This window comes from Pseudomonas putida (genome assembly GCF_005080685.1).
Lineage (GTDB): Bacteria > Pseudomonadota > Gammaproteobacteria > Pseudomonadales > Pseudomonadaceae > Aquipseudomonas > Aquipseudomonas putida_V.
Window position 1 is genome coordinate 3,120,538 of record NZ_CP039371.1, and the last position, 17,125, is coordinate 3,137,662.

Below are 17,125 nucleotides of genomic sequence, written 5' to 3' on the forward strand. Positions count from 1 at the left end.
GCGTTCCCGCCGGGACCGTGCAGGCTTATGGGTGTTGCACCAAAAACAACAATAGGAGAGCCCATGCCCGAGCCCATCCGCCCCCTTGACGGTATCACCGTCATCAGCCTCGAACACGCCATCGCCGCGCCCTTCTGCACGCGCCAGCTGGCCGACCTCGGCGCCCGTGTGATCAAGGTCGAACGCCCAGGCAGCGGCGATTTCGCCCGCGGCTACGACCAGCGGGTCAATGGCCTTGCCTCGCACTTCGTGTGGACCAACCGCTCGAAGGAAAGCCTCGCCCTGGACCTCAAGCAAGACATCGCCGGCGATATCCTCGAACAGTTGCTCGAGCAGGCCGACGTACTGGTGCAAAACCTCGCCCCCGGTGCGGCTGCGCGCCTGGGCCTGAGCTTCGAGGCCCTGCACGCTCGCTTCCCCAGGCTGATCGTCTGCGACATTTCCGGCTACGGTGCCGGCGGCCCCTACGAACAGAAAAAAGCCTACGACCTGCTGATCCAGAGCGAAGGCGGCTTCCTCTCGGTCACCGGTGGCCCCGGTGACGAGCAGATGGCCAAGGCCGGTAACTCCATCGCCGACATCGCCGCCGGCATGTACGCCTACACAGGCATCCTCTCGGCGGTGCTGCTGCGCGAGAAAACCGGCATCGGCAGCCAGGTGGAGATCTCCATGCTGGAAAGCCTGGTCGAGTGGATGAACTACCCGATGTACTACGCCTACGAAGGCGCGCCTCCACCGCCACGCGCCGGCGCCGCCCACGCCACCATCTATCCCTACGGGCCTTTCCCGATCGGCGACGACAGCACGGTGATGCTTGGCTTGCAGAACGAGCGTGAGTGGCAACTGTTCTGCCAGCAGGTGCTGCTCGATCCAGCCCTGGCCGAAGACGAGCGCTTCTCTGCCAACTTCAAGCGCGTGGCCAACCGCGATGCGCTGCGCGCGCTGATCGTCGAGGCATTCGCCACGCTCGACTTCGACACGGTTATCCAGCGCCTCGAAGGCGCCAACATCGCCAACGCCAAGGTCAACGACATGCAGGGCGTGTGGCAGCACCCGCAGTTGCAGGCGCGTGACCGCTGGCGGCAGATCGATACCGCCGCAGGCAGGGTGCCGAGCTTGTTGCCACCGGCCACAAGCAACGCCTATACGCCGCGCATGGACCCGGTGCCTGCCTTGGGCGAGCACAGCGAAACCATCCTGGCCAAATTGGGCCTGTCCAACGAACGAATCCAGCAGCTGCGCACTTCGGGGGTCATATGAAAGTACTGGTCGCGGTCAAACGCGTGGTCGATTACAACGTCAAGGTTCGCGTCAAGGCGGATAGCTCCGGCGTCGACCTGGCGAACGTCAAGATGTCCATGAACCCCTTCTGCGAAATCGCCGTGGAAGAAGCCGTGCGCCTCAAGGAGCAAGGCATCGCCAGCGAGATCGTGGTGGTGAGCGTCGGCCCTGGGGCCGCCCAGGAACAACTGCGCACCGCCCTGGCCCTGGGCGCCGACCGTGCGATCCTGGTCGAAGCGGCTGACGAGCTGAACTCCCTGGCCGTGGCCAAGGCGCTCAAGGCCGTGGTCGACAAAGAGCAGCCGCAGCTGGTGATCCTCGGCAAGCAGGCCATCGACAGTGACAACAACCAGACCGGCCAGATGCTGGCCGCGCTGAGCGGTTACGCCCAAGGCACCTTCGCCTCCAAGGTCAGCGTTGCCGGCGACAAGCTCACCGTCACCCGTGAAATCGATGGCGGCCTGCAGACCGTTTCGCTGAACCTGCCGGCCATCGTCACCACCGACCTGCGCCTGAACGAGCCACGCTATGCGTCGCTGCCGAACATCATGAAGGCCAAGAAGAAGCCACTGGAAACCGTCACGGCTGATGCCCTGGGCGTTTCCATGACCTCCACCAACACCACCCTCAAGGTCGAGGCCCCAGCCGCGCGCAGCGCCGGCATCAAGGTCAAGTCGGTGGCCGAACTGGTCGAGAAACTGAAAAACGAGGCGAAGGTAATCTGATGACTATCCTGGTTTTGGCAGAACACAACAACGCCACCCTGGCGGCCACCACCCTCAATACCCTGGCCGCTGCGCAGCAGATCGGTGGCGAAATCGTGGTGCTGGTCGCAGGCTTTGGCATCGCTGACGTGGCCCAGGCCGCAGCCGCGATCCCTGGAGTCGCCAAGGTATTGAGCGCCGACGACGCCGTCTACACGCACCAGTTGCCGGAGAACATCGCTCCGCTGCTAGCCAACCTTGGCCGCGACTTCAGCCATGTACTGGCTCCGGCCACCACCAACGGCAAGAACATCCTGCCGCGGGTTGCCGCACTGCTGGACGTCGACCAGATCTCCGAGATCATCGCGGTAGAGTCCGCCGACACCTTCAAGCGCCCGATCTACGCCGGTAACGCCATCGCCACCGTGCAGTCGAGCGCTGCGGTAAAAGTCATTACCGTGCGCAGCACCGGTTTCGACCCACTACCGGCCACAGGCGGCAGCGCCGTCATCGAGACGCTGGCAGGTGCAACCGACGCGGGCCTGTCATCCTTCGTCGAGCAAACCCTTGCAGCCTCCGACCGGCCAGAACTGACCGCAGCCAAGATCGTCGTCTCCGGCGGGCGTGGCATGGGCAACGGCGACAACTTCAGCCACCTGTACAGCCTGGCCGACAAGCTCGGCGCTGCGGTCGGTGCTTCACGCGCCGCAGTCGACGCAGGCTTCGTGCCCAACGACATGCAGGTCGGCCAGACCGGCAAGATCGTCGCCCCGCAGCTGTACATCGCCGTGGGTATTTCCGGCGCGATCCAGCACCTGGCAGGTATGAAGGACTCGAAAGTGATCGTTGCGATCAACAAGGACGAAGAGGCACCGATCTTCCAGGTGGCCGACTATGGACTGGTCGCCGATTTGTTCGAAGCCGTCCCCGAACTTTCCGCCCAGCTCTGAACGTGCAAGGAACCCAAGCATGACCACACAAGACCTCGGCGCCTGGATCGGCCGCAGCGAGCGCTGCGAGGAGCGTCTCTCGCACCTGCTGGTAAAACGCATCGCCGCCACGCTCAGCGAAGCCTGCCCGGCGCCCGGCGAGGCGCTACCCCTGCTTTGGCACTGGGCGTTCTTCCAGCCAAACGTCGAGGCGGCAGGCCTTGGCGCCGATGGCCATCCGGCTCGTGGCGGCTTCCTGCCGCCAGCTGAAAACCGCAATCGCATGTGGGCCGGCAGTCGCCTGCAGTTCATCACCCCATTACGTGTCGAAGCCGATGTGACCCGGGTCTCCACGGTGCTCAAGGCCGAGGAGAAGCACGGCCGCACTGGGTCGCTGCTGTTCGTCACGGTCAAGCACGAGTACCTGCAGGACGAACGCGTGGTATTGATCGAGGAACAGGACATCGTCTACCGCGAACCTACCCCGCCCAAGCTCGGCGGCACCGACTCCGCCCCAGCGGCCCAGTGGCAAGAACCCGTAAACCCGGATGCCACTCTGCTGTTTCGCTACAGCGCAGTCACCTTCAACGGCCACCGCATTCACTACGACTGGCCCTATGTCACCGAAACCGAGGGCTACCCTGGCCTGGTGGTGCACGGGCCGCTCATCGCGACCCTTAACTTGCGCGCCTTCCTGCGTGCCAATCCAGGCGCCCAGGTCGAGAGTTACAGCTTCCGAGGCTTGCGGCCGTTGATTTCACCCGCACCTTTCGAGGTTGGCGGACGCATGCTCGATGACGGCAAGGCCCAGGTTTGGGCGACGGCCGAGGCCGGCATGGCGCAATCGGGTGAGATCGAGTTCTCCCTGGAGCGACCACGATGAACAGTTCGATCGTCCGCTCGGCGCTGTTCGTGCCAGCGACCCGCCCGGAGCGCATTGCCAAGGCGCTGGCCAGTGGCGCGGACCGGGTCATCGTCGATTTGGAAGACGCGGTCGAGGAAGCCGCCAAGGAACAGGCGCGGCACAACCTGCGGCAGTTCCTTGGCGTGCAGCCGGATGCCAAGGTGCTGGTCCGCGTCAATGCGCCGGAACACTGGGCACACCATGAAGACCTGGCGCTGTGTCATCGCCACGCCGGCGTCATCGGCATTCTCCTGCCCAAGGCCGAAACCGCCGAGCAGGTAGCCCGCGCCAGCGCCACAGGCCGGGCCGTGTTGCCGATCATCGAGAGCGCCAGGGGCCTGGTCGCCCTGCCCCAGCTAGCCAGTGCCAAAGGTGTGGAGCGCTTGTCTTTCGGCAGCCTGGACCTGGGCCTGGACCTTGACTTGCGCAACGACAGCGAAGCCGCTGCCCAGGTTCTGGGGCATGCTCGGTACGCCGTACTGCTGCACAGCCGTGCCGCCGCCCTAGGCGCGCCGCTCGACGGCGTGTACCCGAACATCCAGGACACCGACGGTCTGTACCAGCACGTGCAGTTTGCCCGTGACATGGGTTTTGGCGGTGCCTTGTGCATCCATCCGAGCCAGGTCGATGTCATCCACCGGGCCATGCGGCCCTCCGAGACCGAGCTTGCCTGGGCGCGCCGAGTGCTCGATGGCGCAGCCAGCGGCGCTGGCGTGTTCAAACTGGACGGGCAGATGGTCGATGCCCCGGTGATCCTGCGCGCCCGCGCACTGGTGGCACGGGCCGAAAACAACTCCTGAGCGTTGTCCGCTCCTGTTGCCGGCATGCCACGTTCTGACGGGCTCGGCAAGGCGGTGACAGGGGCTCCTTTCCACTTGCCGAACGAGCACTGCCATGCCCCAAAGCGCATCTTCATGCCCGATGTTCCTGCTGCATGCAGCCAGCGAGTTGATGGCCGAAGTGGGGTATGGCGCGATGAGCATGCGCCAGTTGGCGGCGCGCGTTGGCATGCAACCCGGTAGTCTCTACCACCATATCGCCAGCAAGCAGGACCTGCTGCTGGATGTACTGTTGGATATTTATGCGCAACGCGTAGAGGCCTGGCGTTTGAGCACTTACTCCCGCGACCTGCAGGGCTTCTTGCAGTTTCTGCTAGCGCGCCAGCGCACCCACCCCGCCGAGCAGTTGCTCTTGCGCCATGAAACACGTCATGTCGATGCAGCGCGGCGCAGTTGGCTGCTGCAAGCACGGCAGCGGCTGTATGCACCTTTGTGTCATTACCTGGGTGCCAGCCGCCACGGCACCCAGGCCGCTGGCGTCGAGGATGCAATGGATCTCGGCGAAGCGATCCTCGGCCTGCTCGATTCCGCCGATGCCCTGCGCGGTCGTGAACACCCCATGGACGAAGCAGCCATCGAAGCCTGGATCATGCGCATGAGCCGCCGGCTGGCCGGTGGGGCTGGCGCGCCGGCATTAATTCATCGCTGACACGCTTCAGGAATGAAAACGCACGAAACTCTCGAGGCCAGCTCGCTCGCGCGCCAAGCCATTCTCGACTTTGTCGGGGTCGGCATAACCCAGGCTCATGCCGCATACCAATAGCTCATCGGCGGGTAGCTCAAGGTGTTCGGCGACGATCCGGTGATAGCGATTGAAGGCCGCTTGCGGGCAGGTGTCGAGTCCAAATGCCTTGGCCACCAGCATCACATTCTGCAAGAACATCCCGAAATCGAGCCATGAGCCTCGCTCCATGCAACTGTCGAGGGTGAACATCAGCCCCACCGGCGCGTCGAAGAACTGGAAGTTGCGCGCATGTTGCGCCTGCATCGCAGCCGTGTCCTGGCGCGTGATGCCGAGCAGCGAGTACAGCCCCCAGCCCAGCGCCCGTCGGCGGTCGATGTAGGGTGGTTTCCATTGCGTCGGATAGTAGGCGTGCACCTCGCTATGGCGAGCATTTTCCTCGGCATCATCGAGGGTTGCGAGGATCTTGCGGGTCAGTGCCTGCTTGCTCGAGCCGGTCAGCACGTGCACCTTCCATGGCTGGATATTGCTGCCCGAAGGCGCCCAGGCCGCGGCAGCGAGGATTTGTTCGAGCACCGAACGCTCGACTGGGTCTGGCCGGAACGCCCTGATCGAGCAGCGGCTGTGTACGGCGTCCAGCACCGACAACGTATATTCAGACATGTGACCTCCTGGGCCGCTGCCCTGAGAGCGGCGCCGTCCTGGTGGGAGCGGGCTTGCCCGCGAAGCAGGCCCACGCGATCATTGAACCGGTCATGCCGGGCGACCCCGCAGCGACCGCATGACCAGCACTACCAGCACGACATTGACCAGCGCCAGCCCCACCAGGGTAACCAATACCCCCATGGCGCCGAAGTGCTGGAACAGATAGCCCCCTACCAGCGGCGTCAATGCCTGGCCAATCAACGAAGGCCGCGACATCCTGCCCATCAGCGCCACGTACTGTGCCGGCGGCATCAGCGCCAGGGGCAGCAGGCCGCGCACGATCGCCCGCAGGCCATTGCCACAGCCGAACAGCAACAGGCCCAGCGCCGTCGCTGCCGGTGCTGCGGTCACCAGCGTCAGGCCTATCGCTACCAACACCGTCGACACCAACGCGGTCCAGATCGGGTGGCGCTTGCCCGCCAGTATCTGCAGTACCCGCGACGCCACCTGGCTCGGCCCGAGCAAGGCACACAAGCCGATGGCGCTGGCCAGGGAATGCCCCAGCCCCTGCAATACCGCCACCAGTTGCACCGACACGGCGGTCATGATGATCGCGCCCAGCGCGAAGATCCAGATCAGCAACAGGTAAAGTCGCCGGTCCACCGCGCCGCTATCGCTGGCCTCCGAGCGCTGCGCCTTGGCCACTCGCGGGCCGGCCGGAAGCACCCACAGGTACAGCGGCGCAACCACTACGATCAGCAGCGCGGCATAGGCCGTGCACGCCGTGCGCCAGCCCAGTTGTTCGATGGCCAGGGCCACTACCGGCCAGGTGATGGTGGTGGCGAAACCGGAGATCAACGTGATACCGGTGATCGCCCGGCCCGCACGCTCGCCATACAACGCCCCGAGGGTGGCGAACAGTGCTTCGTAGAGCCCCAGCGCCATGCCTGCGCCAATGATCACCCATGCCAGCAGGAACACCTGCAGGCTGTGACAGTTGGCGACTACCAGCAACCCGACGCCGACTACCGCACCACTGGCGGCGAGCTGCCAACGCCCACCGTAGCGGGCGATCATCCGGCTCGACAGCGGTGCCAGCAGCGCCGACACCATGAGCCCGAGCGACAGTGCCCCGTACACCCAGTGGCTGTCCCAGCCGGTCTCGCGCATGATCGGTGCGGCCATCACGGCCAGCAAGAAGAAAGAACCACCCCAGACCAGAATCTGCAAAAGGCCGAGCCAGAAGATACCGACCGGCCCAGGAAGACGTACACCAGCGTTCACAAAACGACCTTTACCAACAAGAAGAGGTACGGCAGGGCTCGACCGGCCTCACGCGCATGTGGGCAGTCTAGTGAGAGCTGCCGCCAGGTGCTATAGAATCCGGGCATTTCAGCTATGCCCGGTGCCTGGCGCGGAGCAATGCCGCAGCGATAACCTCGGTTTTTATTGATCCTGATTAAGGAATCGTTCAGTTACCGGGCCTTACAATGACGGCTCCGCACCCAGATAACGAGGGCATGGCATGACCATCATCGTCACGGGCGCCGCGGGGTTCATTGGTAGCAACCTTGTACAGGCGCTCAACCAACGCTTCGAAACCGACATCATCGCCGTCGACGACCTGACCGATGGTGACAAATTCCGCAACCTCGCCGACAGCGAGATCGCCGACTACCTGGACAAGAACGACTTCCTTGAACGCTTCGCCCGCGGCCAGTTTGGCAAAGTCCGGGCAGTGCTGCACCAGGGCGCCTGTTCGAGCACCGTCGAAGGCGACGGGCGCTTCATGATGGACAACAACTACCGCTTCAGCCGCGACCTGCTGGAGGCCGCCCAGGCACAGCAGATTCCCATGCTGTATGCCTCGTCGGCAGCGGTGTACGGGGCGGGAGAGGTGTTTCGCGAGCAACGTGAATGCGAGCGGCCGCTCAACGTCTACGGCTACTCCAAGTTCCTGTTCGACCAGCACGTGCGCCGCCAGTTACCGGCAGCCCGTAGCCAGATCGTCGGGCTGCGCTATTTCAATGTCTATGGCCCCCATGAGCAGCACAAGGGCGCCATGGCCTCGGTGGCCCTGCATTGCTTCAACCAGTACCAGGCCCATGGCAAGGTCAGCTTGTTCGGCCAGTACGGCGACTATCCAAGCGGTGGCCACCTGCGCGACTTCGTGTCGGTGGAAGATGTGGTCAAGGTCAACCTGTTCTTCCTCGATCACCCGCAGCTGAGCGGCATTTTCAACGTTGGCAGCGGGCGTGCCCAGCCGTTCAACGACGTGGCCCTGGCGGTCATCAACCGGCTGCGCGAGCAGCACGATCAACCCCCTTTGACGCTGCAGGCCGCGTTGCTGGAAGGCATCCTGGAATACAGCGAGTTCCCCGATCACTTGCGTGGCAAGTACCAGTGCTACACCTGTGCCGACCTGGAGCGCTTGCGCGCGGCGGGATTCAAGGCGCCAACATTGACCGTCGAGCAAGGCGTAGCCCGCTACTGTGACTGGTTGAAGAGTATCCAAAGCCCGCCGCCTGCTCCTTTCAAGCAAGCGGCGGCAGCTTGAGGATCAAACGACACTTCGATGAGTCATGGACATCTATGACGTTCCGGCGGGAACCGCCAACCCGTCGGGCTAGCCATCACTCCTCACCATTATCGTCATCACTCGTGGAGTCCTCGCTTCCGTCAGTACCCGACCCACCATCACTGGCATAAACTCCAGTGCCATGGGAGTCACCAACAGAGGAATGAATACTGCTGGCATGGCTGACACCAGCGAACGACAACACTGCAAAGAAGATTACCGCGAGCTTTTTGGAAATAGACATCGTGTAAAGCCTCCTGAATGGGTCCCGTCAAGCACGGCCGTGATGACCGAAGGCCCATTGAGCCCAACTACCCTCCCCCTCACAACTGGCAGAATTACCAGGTACCTGACGCGGGCTCACCGCAGCGCGACTGGCAATTCAATCCCCAGATCATCCCAATAAGGCGGCGTTCCGATCGCCTCGAGCAAGAACGCGCTCACCGCCTGCACCTTGCGCGAGCGCAGCCGATTCTCCGGAGAAAGCAGATGAATGGGGCTGGGATCGGCGTCCACTGCGCCCTGCCAGTCCGGCAGCAGATCGATCATCGCGCCACTGGTGAAGTCATCCTTGGCATACAGCCATGTCGGAAACAACACGATCCCCCGCCCCGAACGCGCCGCCGCCGCCAGTACTTGCGCGTTATTGCTGCGCAATGGCCCCTTGACCTCTACCACCTGCGGCCTGGCCTCGCCTGGTTGGCTAAAATGCCAACGCTGTGCGCCTGCACGGCCCTTGTACACCAGGCATGCATGCTCGGTCAGTTGCTCCGGCGACGCAGGCCTGCCATAGCGCTCCACATAGGCCGCACTGGCCGCCAGCACATAGCGCTGCTCTGCGACCTTGCGCCCGATCAGGCCAGAGTCCTCCATATGCCCGACACGCAGGGTGATGTCCGCACCCTCCTGGACGGGGTCGATGAACGCATCGGTGAGAGTGAGTTCGACAGTGATGTCCGGGTAGACGTCATGCAGGCGGTCGAGCAATCCGGCGATCTGCAGGCTACCCAGGGCCTGGGGTGCGTTGATCCGCACCAGCCCATGGATATGCTCCGCCTGCCCCAGCAACGATTCATCTGCCGCATCGAGCAACTCGATCACTTCACGCACCTGACTGTAATAGCGCTCGCCTGCCTCGGTCAGCTTTACACCCCGCGTGTTGCGGTAAAGCAGCTGCTGGCCAAGCTCCTGCTCCAGCGCCGCGATGAAGCGCGACACCGAAGACGCAGGGACCTGGAAATGTCGGGCAGTGGCAATGAAGCTGCCCGTGAGCGCCACCATGGCGAAATAGCGATGGGCTTTCAGATGCATGAAATTACGAATACCTATGCGTTATGAGTTGCGATTTAAGCAATGATGTTTTGCTATTACGCTGGATTGTAGCAATTAACGCATCTCCCTAACCTGCGCGCATCGTTTTCTAGAGGTTGTTCGATGCAACAGTTATGGATTCTCCCCCTGGTCGTACTGGCCGGCATGGGCCTATCGGTCGAAGCGGGTCTACTCGGGCCATTGGGCGAGCAGATCGGCCACGGCTGGGCCACGCTCGGCATCTTCGGCCTGGGCACGCTCCTGCTCACCTTCGGCCTGGTGTTCGCTCGCCCCAAGCTCGGCCAATTGTTCGGCAAGCCGCGCTGGATGCTCGCCGGCGGCGTGCTCGGCCCGATCTACGTAGGCGCGCTCACCCTGGCCACGCCGCACATCGGCGTCGGCCTGACCATGGTCGGGATTCTCTTTGGCCAGGTCGCGGCCAGCCTGGTCATCGATCATTTCGGTTGGTTGGGTGCCGGAAAGCGCCAGGTCGACCACTACCGCGTTGGCGCCCTGCTGGCGATTCTCGGCGCCCTCTGGTTCATCAACGTCTGATTGGAGTCACACGATGCTCGTCACCATGCTTCTGCTCGTCGTCTTCAGCGGCGCCGTGCTCTGCGCACAATCTGCAATCAATGGCCGCCTCGGCGCCGAGGTGGGCGTGCTGGAAAGCGCCTGGCTCACCTTTGCCCTCGGTACCTTGGTCAGCTTCCTGTATGCCTTCCTGTTCGAACCCCAGCACGCCATGAACCTGTTCAACGTGCCCCGCTGGCAGGTCAGCGGAGCCTTCTTCGGGGTGGTGTACATGCTGGTGATCGTCTTCGCCATGCCCCGGGTAGGCACGGCCGCAGCCACTGTGGCGGTGATCAGCGGACAGTTGCTGATGAGTCTGCTGGTCGATCACTTCGGGTGGTTCGGCAATAACGTGATTCACCTTGGCGGCTCACGGATGATCGCCGTTGGCTTGCTGGCGGTCGCCTTGGTGCTGATCTACAAGAGCAATACCGTACAAGCCGAAGCCGGTCGTGCACCGGCAACTGTCCAGTGACCGCTGGTCGGCAATGCCAGGATCGCACTGACCCCTGACGGGCTGCCAGGGCTCTCACATGATGAGGGGTGGTCAAGGGCTTGCCTCTCACTCCTGTATTGGCCTGCCCTCGCGGCAGGCCTTTTTTTCTTTAGGTGAGGGCTTGTCCCTCGAATGGAACGACGCGGTGCATGGCACCGGCTTCGCCGGTGTTCGCGGGTAAACCCGCTCCTACAGGAACTGAACAGCTGTCATGGCCTGCGCCGTACCTGTGGGAGCGGGCTTGCCCGCGAACACCGGCGAAGCCGGTGCCATGCACCGCCCTGCCCCGACCATCGCCAGGATGACCGGGGCAGCGCGTTACAGCGTGGCAGGATCTTTCTCGCCCGCCGACGGATTACCAGCAGGCTGGCCGGTCTTTTCTCCGGACAATCGCCAGCTCACGGCAGTGATGCCGTAGCGCTCGGCCATGGGCCGACTGACCTTGCGAATCTTCTCCCGGCCGAACTTGGGAATGATCCCGATACCCGCATCGCAACTTGCCCAATGCCAGGCTTCGGCATTGTCCATCCGCTCCAGACGAATGATGAAACTGCGCAGCTTGCCGTGCAGTTGGTAGTCGATGATATACAGCTGGGGACTAGGCATCCCTGGGCCCTCCTCTTCTCCATGGATGACTTCCTGATGGAGTGCCGCTTGCGCCAGAAGATTCAATAAATCGTCGAACAATTCGCGCGAGCGGTAAGCGGGGCCATCTTCCCTGTCAAAGCGGTGCGCCTGGGTTGGCATCTGGCACTGCGCCTGGGACCAAGATCATCTTGCGGCAGCGGTCCTGGCGGTCATCGAAGATCTCGTAGCCACGGGCGGCATCCTCCAACGCCATGCGGTGGAATGAGGCGCCCCGGAACGCGGCCTGCGCCTAGAGCCGGGGCCAATGCCCGCCAAGTGCTGGCGGGCATTGGCGAGCGGGGTGACTCACTCTTGGTTCTTGGTTCGGCCGCCGCCATGGCTGTTCTGGCCACCCTTGCGGCCTGCCTCCGATGCGCGCGCACGGTCGTTGGCAAAGTTGCCTCCCGAGGCCTGGCCGCCTTTGTGGCCTGCGCGGGACGCTTTTTCGCGGTCGTTGGCGAAATTGCCCGGGTTGGTTTCCTTGGTGCCGCCACGTTGGCCGGTCTGGGCTTGATCACGAGCCATGTCGTATCTCCTTGCGATGGATTGGGTTGCGCAGGCGACCGGACCCTGTCAGGTCGTTGCACCTGCCTAAGCTCCGAACCGAGGCGAGCGCCGAATGCTCCATTGCCCGTGACTGCTCCTGACGGGTGGCGCCAAAGGTTGGGGCAACGGAAACCCCGGCAACATCGAGCACGGCGCAGTTGTTCCAGGCCATGGCCTTGAGCGCTCGTAGTCGTGTAACGTGCAAGCCTATAATCGTTTTCACAATGCCCAACGCTAGTCGCGGGGCCGAGTACAGGTCTGCAGAAGGCAAAGAGATGAAGTCGTCCCCCTCGCAACCCGCATCCGGGCCCGAAAATACCAACCTGAGCACCAGCCATCTGGATTTCCCGGTGGTCGGCATCGGCGCATCCGCTGGGGGCCTGGACGCCATTGGTACGTTCTTCAGGCAAATGCCCAGCGATTGCGGCATGGCTTTCGTGGTGGTACTGCACCTGTCTCCCGACCATCAGAGCGTGGCTGACCGGATCATCCAGGAAGCCACGTCGATGCCGGTGCGCCAGGTCAGTGATCCGGTGCCGATCGAGCGCAACCACGTTTACGTCATTTCGCCCGCCAACCGGCTGTCCACCAACGACGGCTACCTGCGAGTCGCCCCGGCCAACCGGCGCCGCGGCGACCATGTCGCCATCGACCTGTTCTTCCGCGACCTGGCCGACGTGCACAAGAGCCACGCCTTCTGCGTGGTGTTGTCGGGCACTGGCGCCGATGGCGCGGTGGGCCTGTCGCGCATCAAGGAACAGGGCGGCGTGACCCTGGTGCAGAGCCCTGACGACGCTGAATACGATGGCATGCCACGCGCAGCCATCGAGACCGGCATGGTCGATATGGTGCTGCCAGTGGCCGAGATACCACAGAAATTGCTCGACCTCTGGCGTACAGCGCGCCAGGTGCGCTTGCCAGACATCGGCGACGACAACCTGCCGCCCTCGTTGGGCAATCCGGTGGGTCACACCCACCAGTCGGAAACGCTGCTCGAAGAGATTCTCGAGCGCCTGCATGCCAACACCGGCCACGACTTCCAGCACTACAAACGCGCTACCGTGTTGCGGCGCATGGAACGTCGCCTGCATATCACCGGCCAGACCGACCTGGCAGCGTATCTGCGCTACCTGGAACAGCACCCGGAAGAATCCGCTGCGTTGCTGGCCGACATGCTGATCGGTGTGACCAACTTCTTCCGTGACCGCGAAGCGTTCGAGTCGTTGGAGCGCCATGTATTGCCGCAGCTGGTCAGCGAGCCTGAGGAAGCCGACGGCCTGGCTGAGGTGCGGGTCTGGTCGGCCGGGTGCTCCACCGGCGAGGAGGCCTACAGCCTGGCCATGCTGGTCTGCGAGCAATTGGCATTGGACCAGCGCGAGGCCAAGGTGCAGGTGTTCGCCAGCGACCTCGATGCACGCGCAATCGAGATTGCCCGCATCGGGACTTATCCCGAGGCCATTCTCACCGACGTCCCCCCGGCGCGGCTGCGTCAGTTCTTCGTCAACGAAGACCAGCATTACCGGGTGCGCAAGGAAATTCGCGAAAAGGTCCTGTTCGCCCGCCATAACCTGCTGTCCGACCCGCCGTTCTCGCAGATCGGGCTGATCGTCTGTCGCAACCTGCTGATCTACCTCGACCGCGAGGTGCAGCGCGAAATCTTGCAGATGTTCCACTTCGCCCTGCGGCCCGGTGGCTACCTGTTCCTCGGCTCGTCGGAGTCGGCCGATGCCGTGGACGATCTGTTCGTCGCGGTCGACAAGCGCAACCGCATCTACCGTGCGCGCGACGTCAGGCCGATCGCCCGCCGCTCCGGCCGGCAACGGCCCGATGCCGAGCTTACCCAGCAGCCGCTGACCAAACATGCCGTGGCCAAGCAGGGGCGCAAACACGCCTATGCCGAGATTCACCACCGCGCGCTGGCACTGCGCACGCCGCCGAGCCTGATCGTCGACCTCGATGGCAGTATCCTGCACATGAGCGAGGGCGTCGGCCGCTTCCTGCAAGTGACAGGGGGCGAACCCAGCCGCAACCTCATCAACCTGGTCCTGCCGCCCCTGCGCCTGGCCCTGCGCAGCACGCTGTTCCAGGCCCGCCAGGGCAGCCAATCCATCACCTCGCGGGCCATCGAGATCGGCGAGGGGCAGCTCAGGCGTCAGATCGAGATCACCGTGCAACCGCACAAGGACGAGCCGACCGGCGCCGACTGCTTGCTGGTGGTGTTCGAGGAACGCCAGGCCGATGCCCCTTTGCCCGAACCTGCCGGCATCCGCCAGACCGACAGCATGGTGTTGAACAACCTCGAGCGCGAATTGCAGCGTACCCGCCAACAGCTGCGGGAAACCATCGAACAATCGGAAATCTCCAGCGAGGAACTGACCGCCTCGAACCAGGAGATGCAGGTCATCAACGAAGAACTGCGCTCGGCCAGTGAAGAGCTGGAAACCAGCAAGGAAGAGCTGCAGTCAATCAATGAAGAACTGCTGACGGTCAACTACGAGCTCAAGACCAAGGTCGAGGAAACCGACAAGGTCAACGACTACCTGAGCAACCTGATCGCCTCGACCGACATCGCCACGGTGTTCGTCGACCGCAACCTGCATATCCGCTGGTTCACCCCGCGCGCCACCGATCTGTTCAACATGCTGCCGGTGGATACCGGCCGGTCGCTGCTGGACATCACCCATCGTCTGGCCTACCCGGAGCTTGCCGACGACGCCCGTGCGGTGATCCAGGGCCAGGCGATCGTCGAACGCGAGGTGAGCAGCAGCAGTCAACGCTGGTACCTGGCGCGCCTGCTGCCTTACCGATCCAGCGAGAAGAACATCGACGGCACGGTGCTGACCTTCATCGACATCAGCAAGAGCCGGGCAGCCGAAGAACGCGTGCGCCTGGGCGAGGAGCGCATGCGTTTGGTGGCCGAGAGCACCCATGACTTCGCGATCATTCTGCTCGACGAGGAGGGTCTGGTGACCGACTGGAACACCGGTGCCACGCTGATTTTCGGCTACACCAAGGAGGAGGTGCTAGGCACCAGCTATGCCCTGATTTTCACCGACGAAGATCGCAACAATGGCGTGCCCGAGCAGGAATTGCGCAGCGCCCGCCGGCATGGCCGCGGCCAGGACGAGCGCTGGCACAAACGCAAGGACGGCAGCCGCTTCTATTGCAGTGGCGAGGTGTCACTGCTCAAGGGCAGTAGCCTGCGCGGCTACGTGAAGATCGCCCGTGACCTGACAGGGCACAAGCGCCTGCACGACGAGCAGAGCAAGCAGTTGGCGGAATCGCAAAGCTCCAGCCACATGAAGGATGAATTCTTTGCCGTCATGTCCCACGAGCTCAAGCACCCGCTGAATCTCATCCAGCTCAACGCCGAGATCCTGCGCCGCCTGCCATCGGTAAAAACGGTCGGCGCCGCCAGCAAGGCTGTGAGCACCATCTGCGAAGCCGTATCGAGCCAGGCGCGGATCATCGACGACCTGCTCGACGTTGCGCGTATCCGCACTGGCAAGCTCAAGCTCAAGACCGAACCGGTGGACTTCACCGAGATCCTGCGTGGCATCCATGGGGTGGTGCTCAGCGAACAGCATCCCTGCCCGGTGCTCCTGGACATTGCCGATGATGCCGGCGCCTTGTTGATCGTCGGTGACAGTACCCGCCTTGAACAAGTCATCTGGAACCTGCTCAACAACGCCCTGAAGTTCAGCCCTGCCGGCAGCATGATTCGCCTGCAACTGGTCAGCGAAGGTGTGGACGCCGTATTGCGCGTCGTCGACAAGGGCATCGGCCTGAACCCTGAAAGCCTCGAGCATATCTTCGATCTGTTCAGTCAGGCCGCGCCGCAACTGGCCAGTCACAGCCGCGAAGGGCTGGGCATCGGCCTGTCGCTGGTGCGTCAGTTGGTAGAAGCCCACGGCGGCACGGTGCTGGCCAGTTCCGCAGGCCCTGGCCAGGGCTGCACCTTCACCGTGCGCCTGCCGTTGTGCGCTCCAGAGCAGCAAAGGCGCGGTGAGCACGTGCAGCCGGAGATCGAGGGGCGCCTCGCCGGTATCCGGGTCCTGCTGGTCGACGACTCGGTCGAAGTCCTGGAAATCATGCAGCAGTTGCTGGAGATGGAAAGCGCCGAGGTCGAGGCCTACAGCGATCCGCGCAAGGCACTCGAGGCCGCGGCGGGCGGCGAGTACGACGTCATCCTGTCGGATATCGGCATGCCGATGATGGACGGTCATGCACTGATCAAGGCCCTGCGCGGGCACCACCACCTGCGCCATACCCCCGCCATCGCCCTTACCGGCTATGGTGCCAGCGCCGACCAGCACCGCTCGCGCGAGTCCGGGTTCGACAGGCACCTGAATAAGCCGGTGGGCTACGACGAACTGGTCGAGACAATCGAGTCGCTGAGCGGCTCCGTACCGTATTGAGCGCCTGTCAGGCGTGCACGCTCCACTGGCAGGCTTCTGCTTCGATGGGCTGATCCTCGATCGCATGGATCATGCCACTCTCCAGGGCCTCCTGCGGAGCGAGAATGCGCGGATAGGCCATCAGGTAGCGCGGCACATCCAGCACTTCGCGACTGCCTTCGGTGCGTTCAGCGACGATTTGCGCATAGAGGCGCAAATCGTAATCCAGGCTCATGGCGTACTCAGCCATGCGCGAGTGATCCACCGAACCGTGCAAGGTCCAGTGAAAAGGATGGAACAGGAACTTGCTGTGAGTGCACGCCGTGCGACGCTCGCCTGCGAGGAACAGGATGTTGCCCATGGACTCGACCGTACCGAGGTTATGGGTGTGCACCGGCACCGGTAGGGTGCGCAAGAAGTTGTACAGGGTGAACCCGTAGCTGCACTCCCCGCCCATGGTCGCAATATCCAGTTGCAGGACGTCTGCGCCCTGCTGCAGAGCCTTGGCGCAGGTGCTGATAAGGTTGCCGCAGGTCGACGAATTGATCGGCCCGGTGAAATGAATGATGTGTCTGGCCATGCTACCTCCAGGCAGGTGGTGGGTTTGCAGGGT

At 63.3% G+C, this 17,125-nt stretch carries 17 protein-coding genes; 10 read left to right on the forward strand and 7 right to left on the reverse strand.

The window, feature by feature from the left end; translation table 11 throughout:
* The first annotated feature begins 63 nt into the window (after positions 1–63).
* From E6B08_RS14400 to E6B08_RS14425, 6 genes are all read left to right on the forward strand, one after another.
* Positions 64–1,260 carry a CaiB/BaiF CoA transferase family protein gene (locus E6B08_RS14400; protein WP_136914639.1) on the forward strand — a complete coding sequence of 399 codons (1,197 nt, stop codon included), beginning with the start codon at positions 64–66 and terminating at the stop codon, positions 1,258–1,260.
* Positions 1,257–2,006 (forward strand): electron transfer flavoprotein subunit beta/FixA family protein, encoded by a 750-nt coding sequence (locus E6B08_RS14405; protein WP_136914640.1) that lies wholly within the window; start codon positions 1,257–1,259, stop codon positions 2,004–2,006. The genes E6B08_RS14400 and E6B08_RS14405 overlap by 4 nt, the downstream gene beginning before the upstream one ends.
* Entirely contained in the window at positions 2,006–2,935 is a 930-nt protein-coding gene (locus tag E6B08_RS14410; RefSeq protein WP_136914641.1) for an electron transfer flavoprotein subunit alpha/FixB family protein, read from the forward strand. Before E6B08_RS14405 ends, E6B08_RS14410 begins: the two co-directional genes overlap by 1 nt.
* 19 nt (positions 2,936–2,954) lie before the next feature.
* A complete protein-coding gene (locus E6B08_RS14415) occupies positions 2,955–3,797 on the forward strand; it encodes an FAS1-like dehydratase domain-containing protein (RefSeq protein WP_136914642.1) in 843 nt (280 codons plus the stop codon).
* Complete coding sequence (locus tag E6B08_RS14420; protein WP_136914643.1) at positions 3,794–4,618, forward strand: HpcH/HpaI aldolase/citrate lyase family protein; 825 nt, start codon at positions 3,794–3,796, stop codon at positions 4,616–4,618. Before E6B08_RS14415 ends, E6B08_RS14420 begins: the two co-directional genes overlap by 4 nt.
* Positions 4,619–4,712: 94 nt before the next feature.
* Positions 4,713–5,306 carry a TetR/AcrR family transcriptional regulator gene (locus tag E6B08_RS14425; protein ID WP_136914644.1) on the forward strand — a complete coding sequence of 198 codons (594 nt, stop codon included), beginning with the start codon at positions 4,713–4,715 and terminating at the stop codon, positions 5,304–5,306.
* A gap of 6 nt (positions 5,307–5,312) precedes the next feature.
* Here E6B08_RS14425 and E6B08_RS14430 read toward each other — a convergent pair whose 3' ends face one another.
* Both E6B08_RS14430 and E6B08_RS14435 read right to left on the reverse strand, forming a co-directional pair.
* Positions 5,313–6,002: a nitroreductase gene (locus E6B08_RS14430; protein WP_136914645.1), complete on the reverse strand. Its 690-nt coding sequence runs from the start codon at positions 6,000–6,002 to the stop codon at positions 5,313–5,315.
* 90 nt (positions 6,003–6,092) lie between these two features.
* Positions 6,093–7,268 (reverse strand): MFS transporter, encoded by a 1,176-nt coding sequence (locus E6B08_RS14435; protein ID WP_136914646.1) that lies wholly within the window; start codon positions 7,266–7,268, stop codon positions 6,093–6,095.
* A 241-nt stretch (positions 7,269–7,509) separates the two neighbouring features.
* Between E6B08_RS14435 and rfaD the strand changes: the two genes are divergently transcribed.
* On the forward strand, positions 7,510–8,541 hold the full coding sequence (rfaD, locus tag E6B08_RS14440) for an ADP-glyceromanno-heptose 6-epimerase (RefSeq protein ID WP_136914647.1): 1,032 nt from the start codon (positions 7,510–7,512) through the stop codon (positions 8,539–8,541).
* Positions 8,542–8,617: 76 nt separating this feature from the next.
* Here rfaD and E6B08_RS14445 read toward each other — a convergent pair whose 3' ends face one another.
* Together E6B08_RS14445 and E6B08_RS14450 are read right to left on the reverse strand one after the other, a co-directional pair.
* On the reverse strand, positions 8,618–8,806 hold the full coding sequence (locus E6B08_RS14445) for a hypothetical protein (protein ID WP_136914648.1): 189 nt from the start codon (positions 8,804–8,806) through the stop codon (positions 8,618–8,620).
* 116 nt (positions 8,807–8,922) lie between these two features.
* Positions 8,923–9,873: a LysR family transcriptional regulator gene (locus E6B08_RS14450; RefSeq protein WP_136914649.1), complete on the reverse strand. Its 951-nt coding sequence runs from the start codon at positions 9,871–9,873 to the stop codon at positions 8,923–8,925.
* A gap of 123 nt (positions 9,874–9,996) precedes the next feature.
* On the opposite strand from E6B08_RS14450, the gene E6B08_RS14455 reads away from it, so the two are divergent.
* Positions 9,997–10,428: a DMT family transporter gene (locus tag E6B08_RS14455; protein ID WP_136914650.1), complete on the forward strand. Its 432-nt coding sequence runs from the start codon at positions 9,997–9,999 to the stop codon at positions 10,426–10,428.
* Positions 10,429–10,441: 13 nt separating this feature from the next.
* Positions 10,442–10,921, forward strand: coding sequence for a DMT family transporter (locus E6B08_RS14460; RefSeq protein WP_136914651.1), 480 nt, complete (start codon positions 10,442–10,444; stop codon positions 10,919–10,921).
* A gap of 339 nt (positions 10,922–11,260) precedes the next feature.
* Here the strand turns inward: E6B08_RS14460 and E6B08_RS14465 are convergent, their stop codons facing one another.
* On the reverse strand, positions 11,261–11,548 hold the full coding sequence (locus E6B08_RS14465) for a DUF6555 family protein (RefSeq protein WP_136917405.1): 288 nt from the start codon (positions 11,546–11,548) through the stop codon (positions 11,261–11,263).
* A 327-nt stretch (positions 11,549–11,875) separates the two neighbouring features.
* Positions 11,876–12,094: a general stress protein gene (locus E6B08_RS14470; RefSeq protein ID WP_136914652.1), complete on the reverse strand. Its 219-nt coding sequence runs from the start codon at positions 12,092–12,094 to the stop codon at positions 11,876–11,878.
* A gap of 296 nt (positions 12,095–12,390) precedes the next feature.
* On the opposite strand from E6B08_RS14470, the gene E6B08_RS14475 reads away from it, so the two are divergent.
* Entirely contained in the window at positions 12,391–16,533 is a 4,143-nt protein-coding gene (locus tag E6B08_RS14475; RefSeq protein ID WP_136914653.1) for a CheR family methyltransferase, read from the forward strand.
* Between the two features lie 7 nt (positions 16,534–16,540).
* Here the strand turns inward: E6B08_RS14475 and E6B08_RS14480 are convergent, their stop codons facing one another.
* Positions 16,541–17,092 carry an ATP-dependent Clp protease proteolytic subunit gene (locus E6B08_RS14480; RefSeq protein WP_136914654.1) on the reverse strand — a complete coding sequence of 184 codons (552 nt, stop codon included), beginning with the start codon at positions 17,090–17,092 and terminating at the stop codon, positions 16,541–16,543.
* Between the last annotated feature and the right edge of the window lie 33 nt (positions 17,093–17,125).